The organism is Ruminococcus sp. RTP21204st1_B2_RTP21204_210225 (assembly GCF_040914135.1).
Lineage (GTDB): Bacteria > Bacillota > Clostridia > Oscillospirales > Ruminococcaceae > Hominimerdicola > Hominimerdicola aceti.
On the sequence record NZ_JBCPGA010000003.1, the window covers coordinates 139,166 to 162,820 of the forward strand.

Sequence of the window (23,655 nt, forward strand, 5' to 3'; positions counted from 1 at the left end):
ATATCACTATTCTTCAAAAAAAGCAACACAAAAAAGCCCTGTTTTAACGATTTTTGTACAATATTTCAGGGCTTTCAAGGGGTTGCAATTTCATAAGAAATGATATATAATATACTCAGACATTTTCTATACGATATTGGTGTACAATAAGTATGATAAGTCTGACATAATACTGAAAGGCGGTAATGAAAATGAGCAGTTTCAACGGTTTCAAAGAGGTAACAGAAAAGCTTGACGCTATTGACTTCAATCCATACAAAAAGATAGGCAAGGAGTGGTTTCTTGTAACGGCAGGCGACGAGAGTGGCTGGAACACAATGACAGCTTCATGGGGCTTTGCAGGCGTTATGTGGGGAAAGAACACCTTCACCACAGTTATAAGACCACAGAGATATACAAAGGAATTTATCGACAAGGCAGAATATTTCACCATAAGCTTTTTCAAAGAGGAGTATAAAAAGGCACTTTCATTCTGTGGCTCACATAGCGGACGTGACTGCGATAAGGCAAAGGAAACAGGTCTGACCCCTGTGTTCGTGTCTGAAAACGGCGTGGAGGTAACAGCTTTTGCGGAAGCTGATATGGTGCTTGTGTGCAAAAAGGCTTATGTTCAGGAGATGAAGCCTGAGTGCTTTGTTGATACTGAAAACGATGAGAAATGGTATTCTGACAAGGATTATCACTATCAGTATATCGGCGAGATTGTAAAGGCATTTGTCAAGGAATAATCTAAGCATATCTGCAAAGGATAGGTAGTAATGGTACGTCTGAATGATGATAAAGAAATGGTAAAGAGCATAAAAGAGGGGCTTAAACGCACAGGTGGCTATTGTCCGTGCAGGATACAGCGCACAGAGGAAAACAAGTGTATGTGCAAAGAGTTCCGTGAGCAGATAGCCGACCCGAATTTTGAAGGCTTCTGCCATTGTATGCTATATTACAAAAGCAAGGACTAGAAAAGGAGCTGTGAAAAATGTCTGTAAAGGTCATAACAAAGGATAATTTTGAAAACGAAGTAATGCACTCGGAAAAGCCTGTCCTGCTTGACTTCTGGGCAGCATGGTGCGGTCCATGCAAAATGCTTTCACCGCTGGTGGATAAGTATTCTGATGAGGACAGTTCTGTAAAGGTGGGGAAGGTCAACGTTGATGAGGAAAACGAGCTTGCATCCGCTTTTGGTATCTCGAGCATACCTGCCCTTTTTGTTGTGAAACATGGCAAGGTAGTTGCTTCAACTGTCGGCTATATGCCTGAGGAGGAGCTCAAATCTTTTGTGGCTTCGGCAAAGGCGAAGTAAAAACAGTTTATCATAACAAAACAAAGCGTATGGGCGACCTGTGGTCGCCCACTTTTTTTGTATCGTAATTGGGCTATGAACATCTTCTGCATTTTGTCACTAGGGCAAAAATAAAAGCCCTGCAAAACGCAGAGCTTTTAAATATGATACTTTTTCAACATTCTCGGGGCGAACAGTTCGCCCGTTACGTCACGTTTTATCTCTCCTCACGGAAATAATTTATACCGCAGGATTGTGGCTGTGAACGCTCTCTTGATTTTTTCACTGAAGTGATGATAAGAACAAGAGCCGTTACAAGATATGGGAGCATATCAAAGAATGACTCAGGAACAGTGAAGCCGAGGTTTTTCGGGAAGTAGTATTTCAGCACCATGAATGCACCGAAAATATACGCTCCGTAAATAGCCCTTGCAGGATTCCATACAGCGAAGATAACAAGCGCTACAGCTATCCAGCCAAGACCGTTCACGCTGTTTGCCATCCAAACACCGCCGTTTATTACCATTGAGCAGAACGCTCCGCCTATTCCGCATATTCCTCCGCCGATAAGAACGTTTATGTATTTGTATTTCACAACGCTTATTCCCACAGCGTCCGCAACAGCAGGATTCTCACCGATAGTTCTAAGGTTAAGACCCACTTTAGTCTTTTTCAGATAGATAAACATTATCACAGCGATAACAATGCTCAGATATGTGAAAATGTTCTGTGAGAAAAGCACCTCTCCAAGAACGGGTATCTTGCTGAGAAGCGGTATGTCAATGTTTTTCAGACTGCTCATCACTCCGTCAGGCAGTTTGAGATTTCCTGTAGGTGAAGCGGATATCATCTGCTCGCCTATGAAGTTTGAAAGTCCCGTGCCGAATATAGTCAGTGTAAGACCTGTTACGTTTTGGTTCGCCATCATTGTTATGGTAAGAAAAGCATAGATAAGCGAAACAAGCGCACCCATAAGAAATGCCGCAAGTATGGAAAGCCAAAGGCTTCCTGTCTTGTATGCTACCATAAAGCCTGCGCAAGCGCCCATTGCCATTGTTCCCTCAACGCCAAGGTTAAGGTGTCCCGCCTTTTCATTTTGTATCTCTCCTACTGTGCCGAAAAGCAGAGGAGTACCCATATATACCGCATGGGCAAGGAATGAAATAAGTCTAGTCATTTTTCCTGCCTCCTCTTGTTACAAATCTGTATCTGATGAAGAACTCACAGCCAAGCACGAAGAACAGGATTATTCCCTGCAAAACGTCCGAGCAGTAAGGTGAAAGAACAAATTCAGACGATACCACAGTGCTGCCCTTTTCAAGGACTGCGAATAAGAATGACACCACAAGTATGCCGAATGGATTGAGGTTTGCAAGCCATGCAACTATGATAGCCGTGAAGCCTACTCCGCCTGCAACAGATGTTGAAAGTGTGTGTTCTGTTCCGCAAGCCTGCACCATTCCTGCGATACCGCAGATAGCACCGCTGAGGAACATCGTTCTTATCATTATCTTGCTAGGGCTCATGCCTGCATATCTTGCAGTTGCGTGGCTGTCTGATACTACAGTTATCTCGTAGCCCTGCTTTGTGTATTTAAGATAGATAAATACCAGTACCACAAGCACCAGACCTATCAACCAGCCTATCTGCACACCGCCCAGCGAGTCAAGCCATGCGTTAAGGTCAAATCTTGCTATCTTAGGATATCCCTTTGACTCAGGATCCTGCCATGCGCCCTTTGTGAGCCAATCTATAACGTAAAGTGCAATATAGTTGAGCATAAGGGTGAGCAAAGTTTCGTTTGTGTCGAATTTTGCCTTGAAAAATGCAGGGATAATGCCGTACAGTCCTCCGCCTATCATCGCCGCAACGAACATTACAATGAAAAGCAGATAGTGAGGCATATCGTAATGATAAAGAGCAAAGTATGAAGCGAAAACTCCGCCCATTATTATCTGACCCTCTGCACCGATATTCCAAAACTTCATCTTAAACGCAAGCGTAATGCCAAGAGAAGATATAAGAAGCGGTATCATTATCTTTATGGTCTCTTTGAACGGCATAAAAGGGCTTGCGGCGTTCTTGCCGATAAAAGCACCCTTTACCATTTTCGCATAGTAAGAAAACGGATCTTTGCCAAGAATAAGAATGAATATTCCGCCTGCACAAATAGCCAGAAGCACCGACAGAAGCCTTATGATAAGCTTTTGCTTGTTTGAGCGTTCAGCACGCTTGGCTATTCTTATAAGTGGCTCTTTTTTTATAATATCAGCCAATGCCCAGCACCTCCTCCATTGTCGAGCCTGTCATCATCATGCCCACCTGTTCCTTTGTGACCTTTTTGGCGTCACAAATACCTGTTATCTTGCCGTGACAAAGCACCATTATCCTGTCGCAAAGCTCCAGAAGAACGTCAAGGTCCTCGCCTATGAAAAGCACAGCCGTGTTCTTTTTCTTCTGCTCGTTAAGAAGCGAGTATATAAGATATGATGAGTTGATGTCAAGTCCACGAACAGGATATGCGGTTATGAGCAGGTCAGGCTCACTGTGTATCTCTCGTCCAAGCAGGACCTTCTGAACGTTTCCGCCCGAAAGCATTCTTACAGGAAGCTCCGTGGACGGAGTTTTTATTTCAAGCTTTTCTATAAGCTCCTTTGAAAGCGCCTTAGCAGGCTTTCTGTCCACAAAGCAAAGCTTGCCCTGCTTGTATGTTTTAAGAAGCATATTGTCCGTCATACCCACCGAAGCGATAAGACCCATTCCAAGTCTGTCCTCAGGGATAAAGCTCATGCTTATGCCGAGATTTATTATCTCCTTAGGTGTCTTGCCTATGATGTTCTCCTTGTTGTAAAGCACTGCGCCCTTTTCTATCTTCTGAAGCCCTGCGATAGTCTCGCAAAGCTCTTTCTGACCGCTTCCTGCAATGCCTGCCACACCAAGTATCTCGCCCCTGTTTATAACAAAGCTTACGTCATCGAGAGCAATGCTTCCCTCAGAGTTCTTTACCGTCAGATCGACTACGTTAAGTATCGGCTTTACGTTCACAGGTTCAGGTCTTTCTATTGAAAGCTCCACCGCCTTGCCCACCATAAGCTCAGTGAGCTGTTTTTCGCTGCTCTCTGCTGTGTTTACAGTTTCAACGCTCTTGCCCTTTCGCAGTATAGTCACTCTGTCAGATATATCCATTACCTCGCCCAGCTTGTGGGTGATGATAATGATAGCACAGCCCTGAGCTTTCATTTTTCTCAGGATATTGAAAAGCTTTTCAGTTTCCTGCGGAGTAAGAACCGCCGTAGGCTCGTCAAGAATAAGTATTTTAGCACCCCTGTAAAGCACCTTCAGTATCTCAACTGTCTGCTTTTCACTGACGGACATATTGTATACCTTTTTGTCAGGGTCAACTTCAAGACCAAGCTGTTCAGATATCTTTTTTATCTCATCTCTCACAGCGCCCTTGCTCTTAAGCTTGCCCTTTGTGCCTGCCACAATGTTGTCTGCGGCGGAGAACACCTCCACAAGCTTGAAGTGCTGATGTATCATGCCTATGCCAAGTTCGATAGAATCCATAGGTGAATTTATCGCCTCAGGCTTGCCGGCAATGTAGATATTGCCCTTGTCAGGGTGATAGATACCCGAAAGCATATTCATCAACGTGGTCTTTCCTGATCCGTTTTCGCCCAGCAGTGCAAGTATCTCACCGTATTTTACTTCAAGATCAATGCCGTCGTTTGCAACCACGCTTCCGAAAACTTTTGTTATACCGCTGCATTTTACAGCGATCTCAGCAGATATTTCTTCACTCATACTTTCAGCTCCTTTTTATGAACTTCCTTAGATTTGCTAATGTCATCAGAAACCGACAGCAGAATTACCTGCTGCCGTATGCTCATATCATTAACAAAACAGGCGGCAACCTGCACCGCCCGTATAAATGTTTTGTTAAGCTGTTAAGCCTTATTACTTGACCTCAACGTTCTTGAAGTACCAGTTGATTCCGCCTGTGATAGTAGCGTCGTCAAGAGTTTTGCCCTCTTCGCCAACTGTTTTGCCGTCGTTTGTTTCGATAACTCCGTCAAATACGTTGAATGAGCCGTCCTCAAGCTTAGCCTTAGCCTCGTCAACAGCCTTCTGCATATCCTCTGTGCAGAGATCCTTGTTCAGAGGAGCGATGTCTACAAGACCGTCAGCCATGCCGCCGTAGTAGTTCTCACACTTCCAGTTGCCATCTACGATCTGCTTTACCTGATATGTGTAGTATGCAGACCAGTTCCAAAGAGTTGAAGTAAGTGTAGCCTTAGGAGCGTCCTTAGACATATCTGTGTTGTAGCCTACGCCCCACTTGCCTGCGCTTTCAGCCTCGAGCTGTGGGTTAGGTGTGTCGCAGTGCTGAGCGATAACGTCGCAGCCCTCAGAAAGAAGAGCCTTTGCAGCGTTTGTTTCCTCTGTTGGTGAATACCAGCTGTTTGTTACCTTTACATATACCTTAGCGTCAGGATTTACAGAATAAACGCCCATTGCGAAAGCGTCGATACCGCCTGTGCATTCAGAGTTCTCGCTGCCCATAGCGGAAACGTAACCGATAAGATTTGACTCTGTCTTCATACCTGCAACGATACCGGTGAGATATCTTGCCTGATAAATTCTTCCGAAGTAGTTGTTAAGGTTCTTGCCGTTGTTCTTGTAGCCTGTGCCGTGGCAGAAATAAACGTCAGGATATTCCTCAGCGAGGGATTCCATTTTGTCCATATAGCCCCAGCTTGTGCCGAAGATGATGTTGCAGCCTTCCTCGATGCACTCACGGATAGCTGTTTCTGTAGCAGCAGGGTCGCTGTCTGATACGTTGTTCTTTCTTACGATCTGATCGTCTTTAAGTCCAAGCTCCTTCTGCATACCAACGATACCCTGATCGTGAGCATATGTGTAGCCTGAACCGTCGGCAGGGTTGCCGATGTGTATAACACCGATCTTTACAGTGTCATAGCTGAGAGTTGTCGTCTGCTTGTCAGCCGACTTCTGTGATGCTTCGTCCTTAGCAGATGTACAAGCTGTAAGAGCTGTTACAGCAAGAGCCGCAGAAAGAACGAGCGCAAGAATACGTCTTACCTTCATGTTTGATCTTCCTCCATAAAATATTTATTGGTAACGCCTTGTGCGTTAGTCCCTGAAAGTGATAGTGCCGTTGTCCATAGAGTCAACGATAGCAAGAGATTCGAGCTTTACGCCCATGTCACGGATAGTCTTTCCGCCAACCTGGAAGCCCTTTTCGATAACGATACCTGCTCCCGCAAGTTCAGCCCCGGACTGCTTCACGATATCTATAAGCCCCATAAGAGCACAGCCGTTAGCAAGAAAATCGTCAATGATAAGCACCTTGTCACCCTTGCCGAGATATTTTTCAGATACCATTACGTCATATGTAACGCCCTTTGTGTAGGACTTTACTTGAGTAACGAACATTTCGCCGTCAAGATTTTTGCTGAGAGTTTTCTTTGCAAAAATAACAGGGCAGTTGTTAAAATGCTGTGCCGCAATGCAGGCAATGCCGATACCGGATGACTCGATAGTGAGTATCTTGTTTACGCCTGTTCCTGCAAATCTCTTTGCAAACTCCTCACCGATATCGTTGAAAAGCTTGACGTCCATTTGGTGGTTAAGGAATTTATCGACTTTGAGAACGTTTCCTTCCTTTACTACTCCGTCCTTAAGAATACGCTGTTTTAAAATTTCCATGATCTTTTCCTCACGATACAAAAAATAGTTAAATATATTATTTTACATCAAAAAGCAACTATATAAGAAAATTATACTACACTTTCGACGATTATTCAATTGCTATGGCACGTTAAAAGTTTAACATTCTATTAATTTTCAACGTTCTTTTCTATATTGTGCAATAAAAAAATCCGCCTGAGATCTCAGACGGATAAAAGTTTTATTTTTCTTTTACTTTTCTTGAAGCTATCTTAGCCGTGTTCGGCATACAGAGCATAGCAGCGGAGCTTTCGTAAATCGTGACATATATAGGAGAGTTCGTCAAATTGCAGAAAATAAGGTTTTTCGTGTCACAGTCATAAAACTCCATAAGCTCGCTGTCAATATAATATCTCCCCAGCGTATCCCATAAATCCAGCTTTTCCTTGCTTTCCGCAAGCCCCACAGAATCAATGACCAGCCCAACGGTCACATATGCAAAAACAGGCACTACCATATCTTCTTTTTTGTAGAACATCTTGTTTCCATGTGGGTCAGTGCCGTAATAGCATATAACAAGAGTATCTTCAGGTAACTCATTTGCAACGTCAGCCTGTTCATTATCACAAAGCCTCTGGCAGATCGTGAAAAATTTATCAAGCTGTGCCATGAGCTTTTCTCTCTGCATTTTAGCTGTTTCAGCAAGCTCACTGCTTCCTGTTCTTTGTGCGGCATTTTCAGCGATATCGCAGTCAAAATAATCGCTTGGCGTTTTAAGCTCATAAACGTTGTTTATTGTTTTGGCAAAAAGCTTTCCGTCCTCGGAGTATACCGAGGTCACAGGAGAACTGCGTATGAATTTTCCGTCAGGGAACTTTTGACTGCCATATACAAGACCTTGAACGCAGTAAAACACTGTGTCGTCCGTGATAGGGTCAGGAAAACAGCTTTGAGCCGTGTTTGGATATGAAAAAAGCGAATTTTTCAAATTTCTTATTGCCACACGCCACTTGTCAAGATACATTTTTTCTCCCTCGCTTTCAGCATTCATACCTATATAATATCAGATAGTGTATATTTTGTCAATAAAGCTGATAGCTTAATAAGAGAAAAAAAAGTCCCCGCTTATCGCAGAGGACTTTTTCAGATCATTTTGTTCGGCTAAAATATTTTTCGTTTGCACTGCCTGAAATATTGATCTTTAAAAGATTGTTCGTTCTCAGACGTACCAGCTCATCTATATACGGCTTCATAACAAAGTCTGAAACTCTGTTCTTCAATTTTGTCATGCCTTTAAGTACGCTGTGAGTCTGGGTTATAGCAATAACGGGGAGTCTTCTCTCATCAATGTCAAGAGGAAATTCGTCGTCCTTGGAAATAAGCTGTATGTCAAAATAAATAAGGTCTATATCCTCGTTAAGAAGAAGCTTTTTTCCTGCCTGAATGGTTTCTGCAGTGAAAACGGTATTTTCCTGAGAAAGTATCTCTTCGAGCTGACAGCGTGTGTCGCTGTTGTTGCTGACGATAAGGATCTTGTGCTTTCGGTCTATTTCATCTTGGATATAGTTCTTATATTCGTTTATGCGTTTATCCGTCAGCACCATGTCGGTCACGTCCGTGAAATACGCTATAAGCACAGAGCTTACACCTGTTTCGCTGACAAATCGTAAATGCGTCTTGAACCAGTGCTTCTTGCCGTTTATCTCGTGCATACTGAGAACACATTCTGCTCTGTCCTTGCTCTCTATTGCCTTGTTTACAGAGCTTGTGAATTTCTCTTTGCATTCGCTGTCAATGCAGTTCTTAACATTGAGTTTGCCGTAAATACTGCTGCCATAGCCGTATTTTTGTGAAAATGCCTTGTTTGAACATACCATTACCACTGTGCCGTTCGGAAAACATTCATATATCGTAGCAGGCTGGTCGATGCTGTCGATATATGTCAGCAATCCTCCGCCCTTGCCCCACAGCAGGTCGTTTACTGACGTCCTGTTCTCAGGCAAAGGCTGTTCCTCCTGATCTGAAATAAGCTTTTCATAGTCTGCCGAAGGCAAAGGCTTTGAATAATAGAAACCCTGAATGTAGTCACAGCCTACACTTTTCAGAAATTCTACCTGCTCCGCTTTGTCAACGCCTTCCGCTATAACAGGGATATTGAGCCATTTGGCCATTCTGATAACAGAAGAAATTATAGTTTCTGCACGGCCGTCATACTTTGCCTTGAACATGAACATCATGTCCATTTTTAGCATATCCACCTGAACATCTTTGAGTACGTTCAGGGAAGAATAGCCGCTGCCAAAATCGTCCATGAGGATAGTAAAGCCATTATTTCTGAGCTGACTGGTGATATCATCTATCATTACATTGTCGTCAGTATAAACGCTTTCCGTTATCTCGATGTTGAAATACTTAGGGTCAACGTCATACTTTTTCGTAAGTTCGATTATTATTTTTGAAAGATTAGGGTTGTAAAGGTTCACCCGTGAAACGTTTACAGACACAGGAAAAAGTGGTACTCCCTTGTCTTTCCATTCCTTGAGCTGTTTGCATACGCATTCCCATATGTAGAAATCAAGCTTTGATATAAAGCCGTTCTTCTCAAATATCGGGATAAACACCCCCGGTGAGATAAATCCCTTGGTAGGGTGTATCCACCTTGCAAGAGCCTCCGCACCCACAGGCTTGTTTGTCTTTACATCATATTTAGGCTGATAGTAAGGCACGAACTCATTATTTTCAAGAGCGTCGCTCATTTCATTTATTATATTCTGCTCATTTTCAAGAGAAAGCCGCATTTTGTCATCATAAAAAGCATAGCTTTTCATATAATGCCCTTTTACAGTTTTAGCGGCAAGAGCGGCACGGTCGCACATGAAGGATATTGGCAGGCTTCTGTCAGTCACCACATAAACGCCGTAAACGATCATGATGTTATAGCTTGCGGACAGTTTTTTCATGTCTTCAACAGCCTGCTCTATCTGCTTTACTGTTTCTTCCTTGCCCTGATAAGGGGTGAAGATACCGAAAACGTCAGCGTCTATCCTACCAAAGGTACAGCATTCCGTTGTTCTTGCAAAATCTCTTATACGTTTTGCAACACGCTTTAGCAGTCTGTCTCCATACGCAGTGCCGAAAAATGAATTTATAAGCTTGAAACGGTCGATATCTAGTCTTAGAAAAGCGAACTGCTTGTCAGGATTATCCTTAAGAAGTGCCTTTGACGCACTGAAAAATTTATTCTTTGAATATATCTCCGTAAGAGGGTCGTAGTTCATAACGTTATTAAGCTCTTTGAGCAGCGATACCTGACTTCTTGCGATAACGTTTTTGAGCCTTAGCTTTATAATATCAGCGTCATAAGGCTTTGGAACAAAGTCCCACGCACCGCTTTCAAGCACCTTCTTTTCAGTGTCTCTGTCTGATTTTTCTGTTAGTATAATAACAGGTATCTGAGATAAGGTTTTATCCTGCTTTATTTTATCCATGAACTCATATCCGTCCATTTCGGGCATTATGATATCCAGTATTATAGCGTCAACTTTTTTATCCTGTTTTTTTAGCATTGTAAGAGCCTGTATGCCATTTTCTGCTTGGATCACAGTATAGTCAGAATGTAGTATGTCACAAAGTATAGATCGGTTCGTTGTGCTGTCGTCAACGACAAGCACGGTTTTCTGTATGTCCATTTGCAGCTCCCTTCTGTCATATGGCAGTTTAATATAACGTTTTCATATCATAAGTATACAACATGTCGGTAGAATTTTCAACATTTTTTATCAGTGCTTGCAGGCTTTTTGGATTATTCGTTATAAATAGCTATTTTTGATTATTCAAAATACAAATAATTTGGTACTGTTTGCACAAGCCGTACTATTTATTATGACAAAGCTTTTCCGTTTTTGACATCATCACAAGCAGAAGTATGAAGAAAAATGCAAGATAAACGGGCATAAGCTTAAGGCTCGCATGGTTTGCGATAAGCCCGAAAACAGTGGGCATGAAGGTCGAGCCTGCAGGGAAGAGCTAAATCAGCCCTGCCCGAAATCAAATCTCTTGTAAAGCTTTTGTATCTTAGAAGCGATGACGATAGGCGGATAACCACCGCTTATGACATAGTGTGAGTGGGCAAGATATAAAGGTCTTCGATAATCAAACCGCTCTGAAAGCTGTTCTCTGGTGGAGTTGTAAGCGATAGGTCTGTTAGGGTCGTTTTTTATGCGTCCGTAGCAGGTGTTGAAATATGTGTCGATAAAGACCACCATGCCCGATCTTTTAGCCACCTTGCCGTTCTCCTCCGAAAGCAATGCTCCGCCGCCTGTTGCAACAACGCCGCCAATGTCAGCAAATGCTGCAAGAGCCTCGGTTTCAAGCTTCCTGAAATGCTCCTCACCGTATTTGTCGAATATTTCAGGTATGCTCATTCCTGCCGTGTCTTCGATATACTTGTCAAGGTCAACGCACTGACAGCCCATTTTTTTCGCCAAGATCTTTCCCACAGTAGATTTTCCGCAGCCCATAAAGCCGCACAAAAAAATTGGTCTCATAGTTACTATCCTTATTATAATGTATTTTACTTAAAATCCTTCTCCACAGCGATCTCCATTTCGTCTATGATAGACTGAACTTCCTCATCTGTGTATTCGTCACCGTCCCATATCTCGTGAGCGGAAACCGCCTGCCAAACAAGCATTGCCATGCCTCCGACAGCATTCTTGCCCATAGCCTTGGCTTTCTGCATGAGCAAAGTCTCACGAGGATTGTATATAACGTCAAATACCGCACCGCTCGCCTTTATAACTTCATCAGGAACAGGGCAGGCGTTTGTCTTAGGATACATTCCCACAGGGCAAGCGTTCATAAGCAGCTCGTAGTGAACGTCGGTCGGTATCTCAGTGTTTAGAACAATAGTTATCCTAGCGTCAGACTTCATAGCCTTTATCTCTTTCTCTACCTGCTTAGCCAAAGGCATATCGCTCTCCAGTACCGCAATGTAAAGGTCAGCCCCGGCAAGAGCCGCCTCAATTGCCATCATTCTGCCTACTCCGCCGCAGCCTATAAGCAGTATCTTTCCCGTGAAGTCGATATTCATTGCACGAACAGTCCTGAGAAAGCCGTCGCAGTCAGTGTTGTAACCAACGTGCCTGCCGTTTTTGTTGTCAACGCAGTTCACAGAGTGATAACGCTTTGCCGACTGGTCAAGCTCATCAGTGTAGTCGATAATGCCTATTTTGTGGGGAATAGTGATGTTGTAGCCGTTAAGAGAATTAAGATACTCCGCCTTGCCTTTAAGCTCCTCAGGCTTTACCTCCAGTATCTCGTACTCGTATTCACGGTTTTTCAGTTCAAAAAGCCTGGCGTGAATAGGAGGCGACATAGTGTGTTTAAGCGTTTCTCCAAGTATAGCGTATTTTCTTGACATTTTACATTCCTTCTTATAAAAAATTTCTGTATATCATAATGTATATCTGTAGGGGCAACTTGCAATTTATTGCACAAACCTTAATAGCCGCACAATGTACAGTAGGGGCGAACAGTGTTCGCCCGCATTGTCGCCTGAAACTGTTTCGGCAGGATAATTGCCTTTTACAGCCTTATAGTTATCTCACGGTTAGTAGGTATATACCTGCGTATCTTTACCCCCGTCAGCTCAAACATTTTCTTTGAAGCCTTGACTCCGTCAGTGTCAGCGTATTTGTCCTCCCAGTAAACGACTTCCTTTATGCCGCTTTGAATGATAGCCTTTGCACATTCGTTGCATGGAAAAAGTGAAACATATATCTTGGCATTCTGTAAGCTTCCTGCCGCATGGTTGAGAATGGCGTTAAGCTCGGCATGACACACAAATGGATATTTCGTGTCAAGAAACTCTCCGTTCCTGTCCCAAGGCATCTCATCATCAGAACACCCGGTAGGCATACCGTTGTAGCCTACTGACAATATCTTGTTGTCCTGAGAAACTATACACGCCCCTACCTGCGTGTGAGAATCCTTGCTCCTCTGTGCAGATAGCAGTGAAATGCCCATAAAATATTCGTCCCATGATATGTAGTCATTGCGTTTCATTTTATACACCGCCTTTTATCAGGTATCTTCATCATCAATGTCTGATATGCTCAGCATTGTCACCTTGCCGTCATCATCAAAAAAGAAAGTCGCCAAAAAGCCCCTTTTCTTGTATTTCCATGCGTCTGCGTCAGGACTGTCAGGCTCGCCGAAAACTTTTTTGACTTCCGTCTTGTCATCACCGCATTTTACCCCTGCAATACTCATTCCCTTTTTATCGGAACTGCTTTGCGCCGCACTTATCTGACGTATCTTCGACTTCCTGTCAATATTGTCAACACTGTCCGCTTCTACCTTAACAGTGCCTATTATACTGCCGTCCTGCATAAGTGCCACCGAGAATATCCCCTTGCCGTTTGAGTTCCCCGAAAAAGGATAATCCAGCGTGTATTCATATTCCTCGCCAATATCGTCCAGAGTGCATGGTATCTGTATATCCTTACCGTTTATCTTTATCTCCCACGCACATTTTCCACAGGCACTCATACAAACAAGCATTGCCACCGCCAATGCCAACAGCAAAGCCCTTTTCATAGCCTTTTTCATTTTTCTCCCCTCGATATTTTAGCTCAGAGAAGCAAGAGCCTTTTCCATTGTGGCATTGTTCTCAATGTTCACAGCGTTCTTGCCCTTGAGAGTTTTCTTTACAAGACCGGTAAGCACCTTGTTAGGGCCAAGCTCGATAAAGTTCTCATAGCCTGCCTTTTCCATTTCTGCAAGCTCAGAAGTGAACTTAACGGGTGAAACGATGTGCTTGGCAAGCATATCAGGCATAGCAGAAAAATCTTCAAGCTTTGTTCCAAGAACGTTTGAGTAGAAATCAACGTTTGCAGTCTTGAACTCAACTGTCTTTGCAGTTTCAATAAATTCATCAGCCGCACTCTGCATGAGCTTTGAGTGGAAAGCAGAAGCGACGTTGAGTTTTATAGCCTTTTTCTTCATCTCCGAAAACTTTGCCGCAGCCGCCTCGCAAGCCGCAGTATCACCAGCGATAACTGTCTGAACAGCTGAGTTGTAGTTTACAGGAACAACATAGCCCTCTGTTTCCTCACATATCTTCTCGACCTCTTCAGCAGGCAGACCGATTATAGCATACATTGAGCCACTGTTAGCCTCTGCGGCTTTCTGCATTGCAGCCGCTCTCGCCTTGATGAGCTTGAAGCCGTCCTCAATAGTTACAACACCTGCGGCTACCATAGCAGCATATTCGCCCAGTGAGTGACCTGCTACGCCGTCAAATGTGATGCCCTCAGCCTTTGCAGCCTCAAAAGCGGCAAGCGAGCAAGCCATTATAGCAGGCTGTGAGTTCACTGTCTTGTTAAGCTCAGTGTCAGGACCGTCAAATGTTACCGCTCTCAGGTCATATCCCAGCACCTTTTCCGCTGTGTCGAAAACCGCATTTGCAGCATCATACTTTTCGCAAAGCTCCTTAGCCATTCCTACATACTGTGAGCCCTGACCTGAAAACAAAAAAATATTTTTTGACATAAAATTTTACTCCTTTGTGGTTAAATTTATACATAGCCGCCTGATAATATCAAAGCCGCCTCATCTCATATCTGTAAATTTCTGAAAGTTATCTACGCTTAATTATTGTTTTATGATTTAATTTTTGCAAGATATTTTCAAAAATAGACACATAATATTAACTAACGCCCTAAAACTTGTGAAAAATTCTCTAAATGTTTAAATTTATCAAGAGTTGTTCATAATTTGTTATTGACGTATCTAAAAAAACAGTTTATAATTATAATGTTATGATATGTGTTATATAGTTAAAAAATTAACTAATTATATTTTGATATAATATATTTTGATTTGCTCCATAGGAACAAGAACATTATAGCACAAATTGCGGAAATATACAATATATAATATAGAATTTTCAGGAGGAAAAATCAGTGGGAAGTAAAGTAACAGGCGTAAAGATCAAGGGCATAGGCAAATATGTGCCTGAAATGGTCGCAACAAACGAGGATTTCACAAAGATCGTTGAAACAAGCGACGAGTGGATAACTCAGAGAACAGGCATCAAGCAAAGACACATCACAAATGGCGAGCCTACATACTATCTTGGAGCAATGGCGGCAAAGGCTGCAATGGCTGACGCAGGAGTAAAGGCAGAGGATATCGACCTTATTATTGCCACAACAGTAACAGGAGATTATTTCACTCCGTCGCTTTCCTGCCTTATCCAGAGAGAGATAGGCGCGATAGGCTGTATCGCATTTGACCTTAACGCTGCTTGTGCAGGCTTTGTTTACGGCTTTGATACCGCAAAGAGATATCTCCAGACAGGCGACGGAATAAAGACCGTCCTTTTGGTGGCCTCTGAGGAGCTTTCAAAATTCGTTGATTATACCGACCGTTCTTCCTGCGTGCTTTTCGGTGACGGCGCAGCCGCTTTCGTCCTTGAAACAGCAGAGGATACTACATATTCAAGCTTCCTTGGCGCAGACGGAAACGGTGCAAAGTATCTTGCTTCCCGTGCTTTGAAGTCTGAGAACGCTTTCAGAACTAATAGCGAGGAATTTGATATGGATATGCCTGAAACAAAGGATTATTTCTTCAAGCAGGACGGCAAAGAGGTCTATAAGTTTGCCACAAAGGCACTTCCAAATGCAGTTGAGCAGGCTTGTGCAAAGATAGAAATTTCCCCTGATGACCTTGATTGGATAGTGCCGCATCAGGCAAATATAAGAATAATAGAAACTGCCGCAAAGCACCTTGGCGTTTCAATGGACAAGTTCCCGGTATATATCGACCGCTACGGCAACACATCTTCCGCATCTATCCCTATCGCATTTTGCGACGCAGTTGCAGAAGGCAGGATAAAAAGAGGCGACAAGATTTGTCTTGTAGGCTTCGGCGGTGGACTTACTTATGGTGCGGCTGTTTTCGAGTATTGATAATAAATATACAGTTTATATTCGGTACATAATAAATTGTTATTATGTATTATGGCATAAAATTTGCTTTTGACAATAAGGAGAACTACTATGACTACTACAAAGACAAGAATAACTGAACTTTTGGGTATAAAATACCCTATCTTTCAGGGCGGTATGGCTTGGATAGCTGAGCATACTCTCGCTTCCGCAGTTTCAAACGCAGGCGGACTTGGCATAATCGCAGGCGGCTCTGCACCTATCGACTACCTGAGAGATCAGATAAGACAGACAAAGGCGGCTGTAAACGGCAAGCCTTTCGGTGTTAATATCATGCTCATGAGCCCTAATGCCGACGACCTCGCTCAGCTCGTTATAGACGAGGGCGTACCTGTCGTAACAACAGGTGCAGGCAACCCCGGCAAGTATATGGCAGCTTGGAAAGAAGCAGGCATAAAGGTGATACCTGTCGTTCCGTCAGTTGCTCTTGCAAAGAGAATGGAAAGAGCAGGCGCTGACGCTGTTATCGCAGAGGGAACAGAGTCAGGTGGACATATCGGTGAGAACACAACCATGTGTCTTGTACCACAGGTAGTTGACGCAGTTGAGATACCTGTTATCGCCGCAGGCGGAATAGCAGACGGCAGAGGAATAGCCGCTTCATTCATGCTTGGCGCAGAGGGCGTACAGCTCGGCACACGTTTCCTTGCCGCAGAGGAGTGTCAGATAAACCCTGTTTATAAGGAGCTTGTTGTAAAGGCTAAGGATACAGACAGTATCGTAACAGGCAGATATACAGGTCACCCATGCAGAAACGTTAAGACAAAGTTCTCAAAGAAGCTTGCAAGCGGCGAAGCAAACGGCACAATCACACCTGAGGAGTTTGAGGAGATAACCCTCGGTTCACTGAGAAAAGCCGTTCAGGACGGCAACCTTGAGGAGGGTTCTTTCCTCTGCGGAGCTATCGCAGGCATGGTAAAGAAGGTCGAGCCTGCAAAGGATATGATAGAGGAAATGTTCACAGAAGCAGAAAAGCTTCTCGGCAAGTAAAAGACGGAGGAAGATAAAATGGCAACAGCATTGATAACAGGTTCCGCAAGAGGAATAGGTGCAGCAATAGCACTCAGACTTGCAAAGGACGGCTATAATATTGCTCTCAACGATATCTCTGAGGCAATGTTTGAAGATAACGATATAATGGATAAGATAAAGGCAGAGGGCGTAGAGTGTGAAAAGTTCATCTGCGACGTTTCAAGCTATGCACAGGTAGAGGAAACAGTCAAGGCAGTAAAGGCTCGTTTCGGCACTATCGACGTTCTCGTAAACAACGCAGGAATCACTCGTGACGGCCTTATGGCTCGTATGAGCGAGGAGCAGTACGATATGGTAGTTGCTGTAAACCAGAAGAGCGTGTTCAATATGTCAAAATTTGTGGGCAGCGTTATGATGCGACAGAAGTCAGGCAAGATAATAAATCTTGCGTCAGTTGCAGGACTTTACGGCAACCCTGGACAGATAAACTATTCCGCAACAAAGGCGGCTATCGTCGGCATGACAAAGACAGTTGCAAAGGAGCTTGGCTCAAGAGGTATCACCTGCAACGCTGTAGCCCCTGGATTTATCAAGACCCCTATGACAGACAAGCTCACAGACGCTCAGAAGCAGGCTATGATAAATCAGATAGCAATGAAGCGTTACGGCGAAGTTGACGAGATAGCAGGTGTTGTATCCTTCCTTGCTTCCAAGGACGCAAGCTACGTTACAGGACAGGTAATAGAAATAAGCGGCGGACTTATGATGTAGTCACTCACCGTGACGGGCATCTTACGTCATGTAAATTTGTTTTACGGAATGTAGATTTGATATGTTTTAAATGATACTAAGGAGTGTTTAAATGAGAAGAGTTGTTATCACAGGTATGGGTACAGTAAACCCTCTTGGCAAGAACGTAGAGGAATTTTGGGCTAATATCAAGGCTAACAAGAACGGCCTGTCTTATGTTGACCAGTTTGATACCGAAAATTTTCCTGTAAAGATAGTCGGCGCTGTCAAGGATTTTGACTGCACTGAGTATATAGATAAAAAAGAAGCAAAGAGAATGGATAGATTTACTCAGTTCGCTGTTTGCTCTGCAAAGCAGGCTCTTAAAATGGCCGGCACTGATTTCAAGGACGTTGATCCATTTAAGGCTGGCGTTATAATCGGTGTTGGTATCGGCGGTCTTAACATGACCGAAAAGGAAGTAACAAAGTTCAACGAAAAGCCTGATAAGGTATCGGTTTTCTTTATCCCTATGATGATAGGCAATATGGCGGCTGGTACTGTTGCAATGCATACAGGCTTTAAGGGCGATAATTTCTGTACCACCACAGCTTGCGCTTCAGGTACTCACGCTATCGGCGAAGCTTTCAGAAAAATAAAGGACGGCTATCTTGACGTTTGCCTTTGCGGTGGCTCAGAGGCTTGTATCTCTCATTTCGCACTCAGCGGCTTCAACAATATGAAGGCTCTCTCAAAGGCAACAGAGCTTGACAAGGCTTCAACTCCATTCGACCTGAACAGACAGGGCTTTGTCCTTGGCGAGGGTGCAGGCATACTTTGCCTTGAGGAGTATGAGCACGCTAAAGCAAGAGGTGCAAACATCATAGCTGAAATAGCAGGCTATGGCGCAACAGGCGACGCTTATCACATGACAAGCCCATCACCAACAGGCGAGGCTGCCGCTCATGCAATGAAGTATGCCTATGAAGAAGCAGGTCTGAAGCCTGAGCAGGTGAACTACATCAACGCTCACGGCACATCAACAGGTCTTAACGATAAGTATGAAACAACAGCTATCAAGCTTGCTCTTGGCGAAGAAGCCGCAAGAAAGACGGTCATAAACTCCACAAAGTCTATGACAGGTCACCTTCTTGGTGCGGCAGGCGGCATGGAAGCTATCGTTACTGCACTTTCTGTACAGAACGACTTTGTTCATAAGACAATAAACTACACCACTCCTGACCCTGAGTGCGACCTTGACTACTGCGTTGAGGGCAACAGAGAAATGCCTGTCTATGCAGCACTTTCAAACTCTCTGGGCTTTGGCGGACATAACGCTACTATCTGTATCAAGAAGTGCGACTAATAAGGAGAAACTGATATGAGCGAAAAAATTTATGGCCAGTTTGACCTTGAAACAATAGAGAAGCTTGCCGATATCGTGAAGAATAAAGACCTCGGTGAGATAACAATAGCTGACGGCGACAAGGTGATAACAGTAAAGGGCAAGAAATGCCCTCCTCCTGCACCAATGGGAATGCCTATGCCAATGGCTGTAGGCACAGCTTTACCTGCTGCCCAGACAGCACCAGAAGCGTCGGCAACATCAGCGCCGGTAACAGGCGGCAAGGCAGTTAAAGCCCCTATCGTGGGAACATTCTATGCCGCTCCGTCACCTGATTCAAAGCCGTTCGTAAGCGTTGGCGACAAGATAAAGAAGGGCGACACTATCTTCATTATCGAGTCCATGAAGGTAATGAGCGAAGTACAGAGCGAATTTGACGGCGTGGTAAGAGAGATATGCGTAAACAGCGGCGACGCTGTTGAGTTCGATCAGACCATAATGATACTTGACTAAACTGATTTGGAGGAAAGACAATGGCAGTTGTTTTGAATAAAGAGCAGATCATGGAAATAATCCCTCACCGTGACCCTTTTCTGCTTATCGACGAGGTAAACGAGCTTGAAGTGGGCAAGCGTGTAAAGGCTACAAAGTATATAAAGGCTGAGGACTTTTGGTTCAAGGGACATTTTCCGAACTATCCTGTTACCCCGGGTGTACTTATGGTAGAGATGTGTGCGCAGGCAGGTGCAGTTGCACTGCTTTCACTTCCTGAGAACAAGGGCAAGATAGGTCTGTTCGGCGGCATAAACAACTGTAAGTTCCGTCAGCAGGTAGTGCCTGGTGATAAGCTGGATATCGAGGTGGAGATAATCAAAGTCAAGGGTCCTATCGGCGTTGGAAAGGCACTTGCTTCTGTAAACGGCAAGAAGGCTGTTTCCGCTGAGATAACTTTTGCGATAAAGTAAGGTATCTCTTATTCTAGTCATAATTAGTGAGGCATAATATGTTCAAAAAAGTATTGATAGCGAACAGAGGCGAGATCGCTGTCCGCATTATAAGAGCCTGCCGAGAGCTTGGCATACATACTGTTGCGGTATATTCCACCGCTGACAGAAACGCTCTCCACGCTCAGATAGCAGACGAAGCCGTTTGCATAGGTCCTGCACCAAGCAAGGACAGTTATCTTAATGTCAGGGCGATAATCTCCGCCTGCGAGATAACAGGTGCAGACGCTATCCATCCGGGCTTTGGCTTTCTGTCTGAAAATCCGTCCTTTGCAAGAATGTGCGAAAAGTGCGGCATAACTTTCATAGGACCAAGAGCCGAGTCTATTGAAATGCTTGGCGATAAAGCGCAGGCAAAGGAAACAATGAAAGAAGCAGGCGTGCCTGTTATAATGGGTTCAGACGGTGCTATCTCAAATATCCATGCAGCCCATACGCTGGCAAGAGATCTTGGCTACCCTGTTATGGTAAAGGCTTCAGCAGGCGGCGGAGGACGTGGCATAAGGATCGTTCACTCCGACGACGAGCTTGAAGCGCAGATGACCGCCGCAAAGCAGGAAGCTCTTGCCTGCTTCGGCAATGACGAGATCTATATCGAGAAATTCATAGAAGACCCTAAGCATATCGAGATACAGATACTTGCGGATAATTACGGCGACGTTATCTATCTGGGCGAGCGTGACTGCTCCATGCAGAGAAGAAATCAGAAAGTCCTCGAGGAAGCCCCTTCCCCTGCAAGCTTTATGAATGAGGAGCTTCGTGCGAAAATGGGCAAAGCCGCTTGTACAGCCGCTAAGGTCTGCGGCTATAGGAACGCAGGCACTATTGAGTTCCTCGTGGATAAAAACGGCGAGTTCTATTTCATGGAAATGAACACCCGTATACAGGTGGAACACCCTATCACAGAGGCCGTCACAGGCGTTGACCTTGTAAAGCAACAGCTCCTTATCGCATCAGGACAGAGATTGTCTATAAAGCAGGAGGATATAAAGCTGACAGGTCATGCAATAGAGTGCCGTATAAATGCGGAAAATCCGCTTCTTGATTTCAGACCGTCACCTGGCAGGATAAAGTCGCTCTTTATCCCCGGAGGCCCTGGAATAAGAGTAGATACCGCAGTTTATCAGGGCTATGAGATACCGCCTTATTACGATTCCATGATAGGCAAGCTCATCGTTCACGGTAAGAATAGAGAAGAAGCTATTGCAAAAATGACATGGGCGCTGTCTGAGTTTATCGTGGACGGAGTTGCAACCAATGTTGATTTCCAGCTCAAGCTTATAAGACGCCCGGAGTTTTTAGAGGGCAATTACGATAACGGTTTTCTTAACCGTACCGACATTTTGGCAGATGAGAGGAGTAAGGAATAATGCTTGAAGATCTGTTTTCTGTCGTTAAAGTAAGATTTAACGGCGATAAGGCGGACGATGACAAGAAAAAGACCGATATCCCAAAGGGTCTGCTTTTCAAGTGTCCAAGATGCAGAAACGTTACTTTTATGGAGGAGTTTCAGGCAAACGGCAAGGTTTGTCCTCACTGTAACTATCATTCAAGACTTACCGCAAAAGAACGTCTTGATATCACCATAGATAAGGGTAGCTTTGAGGAATTTGATAAGGATATGGTATCAAAAAATCCTATAGATTTTCCTGACTATGAAGCAAAACAGCAGGCTTTGAGAGAAAAGACCGGTCTTAAAGACGCCGTTATCACAGGAAAGGCTGCCATAAGAGGCGAGAAGATAGTTATAATCGTTATGGATTCCAACTATATGATGGCTTCCATGGGCAGCGTTGTGGGCGAAAAGATAACACGAGCTATCGAATACGCCACCGCAAATAAGCTCCCTGTTATCGCATTCACAGCCTCAGGCGGAGCAAGAATGCAGGAGGGTATAGTTTCCCTTATGCAAATGGCGAAGACCAGCGGAGCAGTGGCAAGACATAACCAAGCAGGTCTGCTTTATATCGCAGTTATGACCGACCCTACCACAGGCGGTGTAACAGCTTCATTTGCGTCACTGGGCGATATTATAATCGCAGAGCCAAAGGTGCTAATCGGATTTGCAGGCAGACGTGTCATAGAGGGTACTATCAAGCAGAAGCTTCCTGACGATTTTCAGTCTGCCGAGTTCATGCTTGAAAACGGCTTTGTTGATATGATAGTTGAGCGAAAGAAAATGAGAAGAGTTCTCGCTCATATACTAAGACTTCATAAGCCAGCAAAGGAGGTGTCCTCAAATGAGTGAGCTGACAGCTTGTCAAAGACTTGATATAATCAGACACAAGGGCAGACCGACTGCTAAGGACTATATCCCTCTTATATTCGACGATTTCTTTGAGATGCACGGAGACAGACTTTTTGGTGATGACGGTGCTGTTATGGGCGGCATAGCCTATTTTAAGGGCATACCTGTTACAGTTATCGCAGAGGTAAAGGGCAGAGATCTTGCAGAAAATCAGAAGTGCAATTTCGGTATGCCACACCCGGAGGGCTATAGAAAGGCTCTCAGGCTTGCAAGGCAGGCTGAGAAGTTCCATAGACCTGTTATATGCCTTGTTGATACAGCAGGCGCATTCTGCGGCGTAGAAGCTGAGAAGCGTGGTCAGGGCGAAGCGATAGCCAAAAACATCATGGAGTTCATGACCCTCAAGACTCCTGTTATCTCCATAATACTCGGAGAAGGCGGCTCGGGAGGAGCGCTGGCTCTTGCAGTGTGCGATGAGCTTGCAATGCTTGAAAACGCTATCTATTCAGTAATATCACCGAGAGGCTTTGCAAGTATCCTGTGGAAGGATTCCACAAGAGAGCGTGAAGCCTGTGATATAATGAAGATAACCGCCGAGGATCTTACAAGACTTGGGGTGTGCGACCATATAATTTCCGAAGCCGACGGCGGCGCACATAACGACCCACAGCTCACTGCGGAGAATATCTCTGATTATATCGAGGGCGCTTTGAAAAGAAAATTGCAAAAAGGTCTTGACGAATTGCTTGAGGGGCGGTATAATAAGTTTAGAACTGTGGGCGAGTTTGAGGAAAGTTCGCAGGAATGAGTTTTTTGATGATCATGCCGAATGATTTGCCGACTTATGAGCGGCGGCGGCTGACATAAATGCTGCGCTGAGCGGCAGACCCAGTAAAGTACAGAATGGAGGTAAAGTAATGGTATTTGATAAGATCAAGGACATTATCGTAGAGCAGCTCGACGTTGAAGAGGACGCAGTAACTATGGAGGCTTCTATCACAGAGGATCTCGGCGCTGACTCACTGGACGTAGTTGACCTTGTAATGAGCATCGAGGAGAGCTTTGATGTAGAGATCCCTGATGAAGAGGTCGAGAACATCAAGACTGTTGGCGATATTGTTAAGTATATCGAGAACAAGGTTGAGGAATAATCTTTGACTGTTTCAAAAAGGCGCTGTAAAAAAAGCGCAACAAAGCCCGTGGATTCCCTCGATATGGAAGCCCACGGGCTTTAATATATCACACAGCAAAAAAGAACTATCTAATCTTGAAAAAAGGGTACAGCAAACACAGCGGCAAAAAAACTGCGTTTTTGCCGTGTTGAAAATGTGGAAAATATTTTTAATTTATGCCGCTTTTTTCATTGCAGGCTTTTT

The 23,655-nt window shown here is 44.2% G+C and carries 26 protein-coding genes; 13 read left to right on the top strand and 13 right to left on the bottom strand.

All coding sequences use genetic code 11. The annotated features are described in order from the left end of the window. Positions 1–191: 191 nt before the first annotated feature. Genes AB5123_RS02305 through trxA form a run of 3 tightly spaced genes read left to right on the top strand, consistent with a single transcriptional unit; the run spans position 192 to position 1,297 of the window. A complete protein-coding gene (locus tag AB5123_RS02305) occupies positions 192–728 on the top strand; it encodes a flavin reductase (protein ID WP_022288147.1) in 537 nt (178 codons plus the stop codon). 30 nt (positions 729–758) lie between these two features. Next, a complete protein-coding gene (locus AB5123_RS02310) occupies positions 759–956 on the top strand; it encodes a ferredoxin-thioredoxin reductase catalytic domain-containing protein (RefSeq protein WP_022288146.1) in 198 nt (65 codons plus the stop codon). A gap of 17 nt (positions 957–973) precedes the next feature. Continuing rightward, positions 974–1,297: a thioredoxin gene (gene trxA / locus AB5123_RS02315; protein WP_118059401.1), complete on the top strand. Its 324-nt coding sequence runs from the start codon at positions 974–976 to the stop codon at positions 1,295–1,297. 196 nt (positions 1,298–1,493) lie between these two features. On the opposite strand, the gene AB5123_RS02320 is transcribed toward trxA, so the two are convergent. The 13 genes from AB5123_RS02320 to fabD form a co-directional block, all read right to left on the bottom strand. Beyond that, positions 1,494–2,453: an ABC transporter permease gene (locus AB5123_RS02320; protein ID WP_022288142.1), complete on the bottom strand. Its 960-nt coding sequence runs from the start codon at positions 2,451–2,453 to the stop codon at positions 1,494–1,496. Further along, positions 2,446–3,552: an ABC transporter permease gene (locus AB5123_RS02325; RefSeq protein ID WP_022288141.1), complete on the bottom strand. Its 1,107-nt coding sequence runs from the start codon at positions 3,550–3,552 to the stop codon at positions 2,446–2,448. The genes AB5123_RS02320 and AB5123_RS02325 overlap by 8 nt, the downstream gene beginning before the upstream one ends. After that, the gene (locus tag AB5123_RS02330) at positions 3,545–5,080 is read right to left on the bottom strand and encodes an ABC transporter ATP-binding protein (protein ID WP_022288140.1); all 1,536 of its coding nucleotides are present in this window, start codon (positions 5,078–5,080) and stop codon (positions 3,545–3,547) included. The genes AB5123_RS02325 and AB5123_RS02330 overlap by 8 nt, the downstream gene beginning before the upstream one ends. Positions 5,081–5,233: 153 nt before the next feature. Continuing rightward, the gene (locus AB5123_RS02335) at positions 5,234–6,385 is read right to left on the bottom strand and encodes a BMP family ABC transporter substrate-binding protein (protein ID WP_117858079.1); all 1,152 of its coding nucleotides are present in this window, start codon (positions 6,383–6,385) and stop codon (positions 5,234–5,236) included. Between the two features lie 45 nt (positions 6,386–6,430). Further along, the gene (locus AB5123_RS02340; RefSeq protein ID WP_022288138.1) at positions 6,431–7,006 is read right to left on the bottom strand and encodes a xanthine phosphoribosyltransferase; all 576 of its coding nucleotides are present in this window, start codon (positions 7,004–7,006) and stop codon (positions 6,431–6,433) included. A gap of 202 nt (positions 7,007–7,208) precedes the next feature. Continuing rightward, positions 7,209–7,991: a hypothetical protein gene (locus tag AB5123_RS02345; protein ID WP_278945360.1), complete on the bottom strand. Its 783-nt coding sequence runs from the start codon at positions 7,989–7,991 to the stop codon at positions 7,209–7,211. Positions 7,992–8,115: 124 nt separating this feature from the next. Further along, entirely contained in the window at positions 8,116–10,656 is a 2,541-nt protein-coding gene (locus tag AB5123_RS02350) for an EAL domain-containing protein (RefSeq protein WP_368364489.1), read from the bottom strand. Positions 10,657–10,840: 184 nt separating this feature from the next. Then, positions 10,841–10,969: a hypothetical protein gene (locus AB5123_RS02355; protein ID WP_260647585.1), complete on the bottom strand. Its 129-nt coding sequence runs from the start codon at positions 10,967–10,969 to the stop codon at positions 10,841–10,843. Positions 10,970–10,998: 29 nt separating this feature from the next. Continuing rightward, complete coding sequence (locus AB5123_RS02360) at positions 10,999–11,514, bottom strand: shikimate kinase (RefSeq protein ID WP_117905015.1); 516 nt, start codon at positions 11,512–11,514, stop codon at positions 10,999–11,001. Between the two features lie 26 nt (positions 11,515–11,540). Continuing rightward, the gene (locus AB5123_RS02365) at positions 11,541–12,389 is read right to left on the bottom strand and encodes a shikimate dehydrogenase (protein ID WP_278339707.1); all 849 of its coding nucleotides are present in this window, start codon (positions 12,387–12,389) and stop codon (positions 11,541–11,543) included. Positions 12,390–12,553: 164 nt separating this feature from the next. Further along, positions 12,554–13,033, bottom strand: a complete 480-nt coding sequence (locus tag AB5123_RS02370) for a dCMP deaminase family protein (RefSeq protein ID WP_022288133.1) — start codon at positions 13,031–13,033, stop codon at positions 12,554–12,556. 18 nt (positions 13,034–13,051) lie between these two features. Continuing rightward, positions 13,052–13,579 (bottom strand): hypothetical protein, encoded by a 528-nt coding sequence (locus AB5123_RS02375; protein ID WP_278339706.1) that lies wholly within the window; start codon positions 13,577–13,579, stop codon positions 13,052–13,054. Between the two features lie 18 nt (positions 13,580–13,597). Next, positions 13,598–14,521, bottom strand: a complete 924-nt coding sequence (gene fabD, locus AB5123_RS02380; protein ID WP_118162737.1) for an ACP S-malonyltransferase — start codon at positions 14,519–14,521, stop codon at positions 13,598–13,600. Between the two features lie 413 nt (positions 14,522–14,934). Here fabD and AB5123_RS02385 point away from each other — a divergent pair, with 413 nt between their 5' ends. The 10 genes from AB5123_RS02385 (at position 14,935) to acpP (ending at position 23,430) form a co-directional block, all read left to right on the top strand. Then, entirely contained in the window at positions 14,935–15,942 is a 1,008-nt protein-coding gene (locus tag AB5123_RS02385; RefSeq protein WP_265290572.1) for a beta-ketoacyl-ACP synthase III, read from the top strand. 90 nt (positions 15,943–16,032) lie between these two features. Beyond that, complete coding sequence (gene fabK / locus AB5123_RS02390) at positions 16,033–16,971, top strand: enoyl-[acyl-carrier-protein] reductase FabK (protein ID WP_022288129.1); 939 nt, start codon at positions 16,033–16,035, stop codon at positions 16,969–16,971. An 18-nt stretch (positions 16,972–16,989) separates the two neighbouring features. Next, positions 16,990–17,724: a 3-oxoacyl-[acyl-carrier-protein] reductase gene (gene fabG, locus AB5123_RS02395; RefSeq protein ID WP_038672431.1), complete on the top strand. Its 735-nt coding sequence runs from the start codon at positions 16,990–16,992 to the stop codon at positions 17,722–17,724. 91 nt (positions 17,725–17,815) lie between these two features. After that, positions 17,816–19,048, top strand: a complete 1,233-nt coding sequence (gene fabF, locus AB5123_RS02400; RefSeq protein WP_118162741.1) for a beta-ketoacyl-ACP synthase II — start codon at positions 17,816–17,818, stop codon at positions 19,046–19,048. Between the two features lie 15 nt (positions 19,049–19,063). Further along, positions 19,064–19,540, top strand: coding sequence for an acetyl-CoA carboxylase biotin carboxyl carrier protein (gene accB, locus AB5123_RS02405; RefSeq protein WP_038672426.1), 477 nt, complete (start codon positions 19,064–19,066; stop codon positions 19,538–19,540). A gap of 20 nt (positions 19,541–19,560) precedes the next feature. After that, positions 19,561–19,992 carry a 3-hydroxyacyl-ACP dehydratase FabZ gene (fabZ, locus tag AB5123_RS02410; protein ID WP_022288125.1) on the top strand — a complete coding sequence of 144 codons (432 nt, stop codon included), beginning with the start codon at positions 19,561–19,563 and terminating at the stop codon, positions 19,990–19,992. Between the two features lie 38 nt (positions 19,993–20,030). Next, on the top strand, positions 20,031–21,401 hold the full coding sequence (locus AB5123_RS02415) for an acetyl-CoA carboxylase biotin carboxylase subunit (protein WP_038672424.1): 1,371 nt from the start codon (positions 20,031–20,033) through the stop codon (positions 21,399–21,401). After that, positions 21,401–22,279 carry an acetyl-CoA carboxylase, carboxyltransferase subunit beta gene (gene accD / locus AB5123_RS02420; RefSeq protein WP_046439842.1) on the top strand — a complete coding sequence of 293 codons (879 nt, stop codon included), beginning with the start codon at positions 21,401–21,403 and terminating at the stop codon, positions 22,277–22,279. Before AB5123_RS02415 ends, accD begins: the two co-directional genes overlap by 1 nt. Beyond that, the gene (locus AB5123_RS02425; RefSeq protein ID WP_022288122.1) at positions 22,272–23,087 is read left to right on the top strand and encodes an acetyl-CoA carboxylase carboxyltransferase subunit alpha; all 816 of its coding nucleotides are present in this window, start codon (positions 22,272–22,274) and stop codon (positions 23,085–23,087) included. Before accD ends, AB5123_RS02425 begins: the two co-directional genes overlap by 8 nt. 109 nt (positions 23,088–23,196) lie before the next feature. Continuing rightward, positions 23,197–23,430, top strand: a complete 234-nt coding sequence (gene acpP, locus AB5123_RS02430; protein WP_038672418.1) for an acyl carrier protein — start codon at positions 23,197–23,199, stop codon at positions 23,428–23,430. The last annotated feature ends 225 nt before the right edge of the window (positions 23,431–23,655 follow it).

What these genes read in the sequence shown, in the direction of transcription:
- AB5123_RS02370 (WP_022288133.1), bottom strand. Translation starts at nt 13,033, where the DNA reads ATGAAACGCAATGACTACATATCATGGGACGAATATTTTATGGGCATT.
- trxA (WP_118059401.1), top strand. Translation starts at nt 974, where the DNA reads ATGTCTGTAAAGGTCATAACAAAGGATAATTTTGAAAACGAAGTAATG.
- AB5123_RS02375 (WP_278339706.1), bottom strand. Translation starts at nt 13,579, where the DNA reads ATGAAAAAGGCTATGAAAAGGGCTTTGCTGTTGGCATTGGCGGTGGCA.
- AB5123_RS02310 (WP_022288146.1), top strand. Translation starts at nt 759, where the DNA reads ATGGTACGTCTGAATGATGATAAAGAAATGGTAAAGAGCATAAAAGAG.
- AB5123_RS02345 (WP_278945360.1), bottom strand. Translation starts at nt 7,991, where the DNA reads ATGTATCTTGACAAGTGGCGTGTGGCAATAAGAAATTTGAAAAATTCG.
- AB5123_RS02425 (WP_022288122.1), top strand. Translation starts at nt 22,272, where the DNA reads ATGAGTGAGCTGACAGCTTGTCAAAGACTTGATATAATCAGACACAAG.
- AB5123_RS02355 (WP_260647585.1), bottom strand. Translation starts at nt 10,969, where the DNA reads ATGCCCACTGTTTTCGGGCTTATCGCAAACCATGCGAGCCTTAAGCTT.
- AB5123_RS02415 (WP_038672424.1), top strand. Translation starts at nt 20,031, where the DNA reads ATGTTCAAAAAAGTATTGATAGCGAACAGAGGCGAGATCGCTGTCCGC.
- AB5123_RS02365 (WP_278339707.1), bottom strand. Translation starts at nt 12,389, where the DNA reads ATGTCAAGAAAATACGCTATACTTGGAGAAACGCTTAAACACACTATG.
- AB5123_RS02360 (WP_117905015.1), bottom strand. Translation starts at nt 11,514, where the DNA reads ATGAGACCAATTTTTTTGTGCGGCTTTATGGGCTGCGGAAAATCTACT.
- fabK (WP_022288129.1), top strand. Translation starts at nt 16,033, where the DNA reads ATGACTACTACAAAGACAAGAATAACTGAACTTTTGGGTATAAAATAC.
- fabF (WP_118162741.1), top strand. Translation starts at nt 17,816, where the DNA reads ATGAGAAGAGTTGTTATCACAGGTATGGGTACAGTAAACCCTCTTGGC.
- fabZ (WP_022288125.1), top strand. Translation starts at nt 19,561, where the DNA reads ATGGCAGTTGTTTTGAATAAAGAGCAGATCATGGAAATAATCCCTCAC.
- AB5123_RS02320 (WP_022288142.1), bottom strand. Translation starts at nt 2,453, where the DNA reads ATGACTAGACTTATTTCATTCCTTGCCCATGCGGTATATATGGGTACT.
- accD (WP_046439842.1), top strand. Translation starts at nt 21,401, where the DNA reads ATGCTTGAAGATCTGTTTTCTGTCGTTAAAGTAAGATTTAACGGCGAT.
- AB5123_RS02305 (WP_022288147.1), top strand. Translation starts at nt 192, where the DNA reads ATGAGCAGTTTCAACGGTTTCAAAGAGGTAACAGAAAAGCTTGACGCT.
- AB5123_RS02330 (WP_022288140.1), bottom strand. Translation starts at nt 5,080, where the DNA reads ATGAGTGAAGAAATATCTGCTGAGATCGCTGTAAAATGCAGCGGTATA.
- fabG (WP_038672431.1), top strand. Translation starts at nt 16,990, where the DNA reads ATGGCAACAGCATTGATAACAGGTTCCGCAAGAGGAATAGGTGCAGCA.
- AB5123_RS02340 (WP_022288138.1), bottom strand. Translation starts at nt 7,006, where the DNA reads ATGGAAATTTTAAAACAGCGTATTCTTAAGGACGGAGTAGTAAAGGAA.
- accB (WP_038672426.1), top strand. Translation starts at nt 19,064, where the DNA reads ATGAGCGAAAAAATTTATGGCCAGTTTGACCTTGAAACAATAGAGAAG.
- AB5123_RS02350 (WP_368364489.1), bottom strand. Translation starts at nt 10,656, where the DNA reads ATGGACATACAGAAAACCGTGCTTGTCGTTGACGACAGCACAACGAAC.
- acpP (WP_038672418.1), top strand. Translation starts at nt 23,197, where the DNA reads ATGGTATTTGATAAGATCAAGGACATTATCGTAGAGCAGCTCGACGTT.
- AB5123_RS02335 (WP_117858079.1), bottom strand. Translation starts at nt 6,385, where the DNA reads ATGAAGGTAAGACGTATTCTTGCGCTCGTTCTTTCTGCGGCTCTTGCT.
- fabD (WP_118162737.1), bottom strand. Translation starts at nt 14,521, where the DNA reads ATGTCAAAAAATATTTTTTTGTTTTCAGGTCAGGGCTCACAGTATGTA.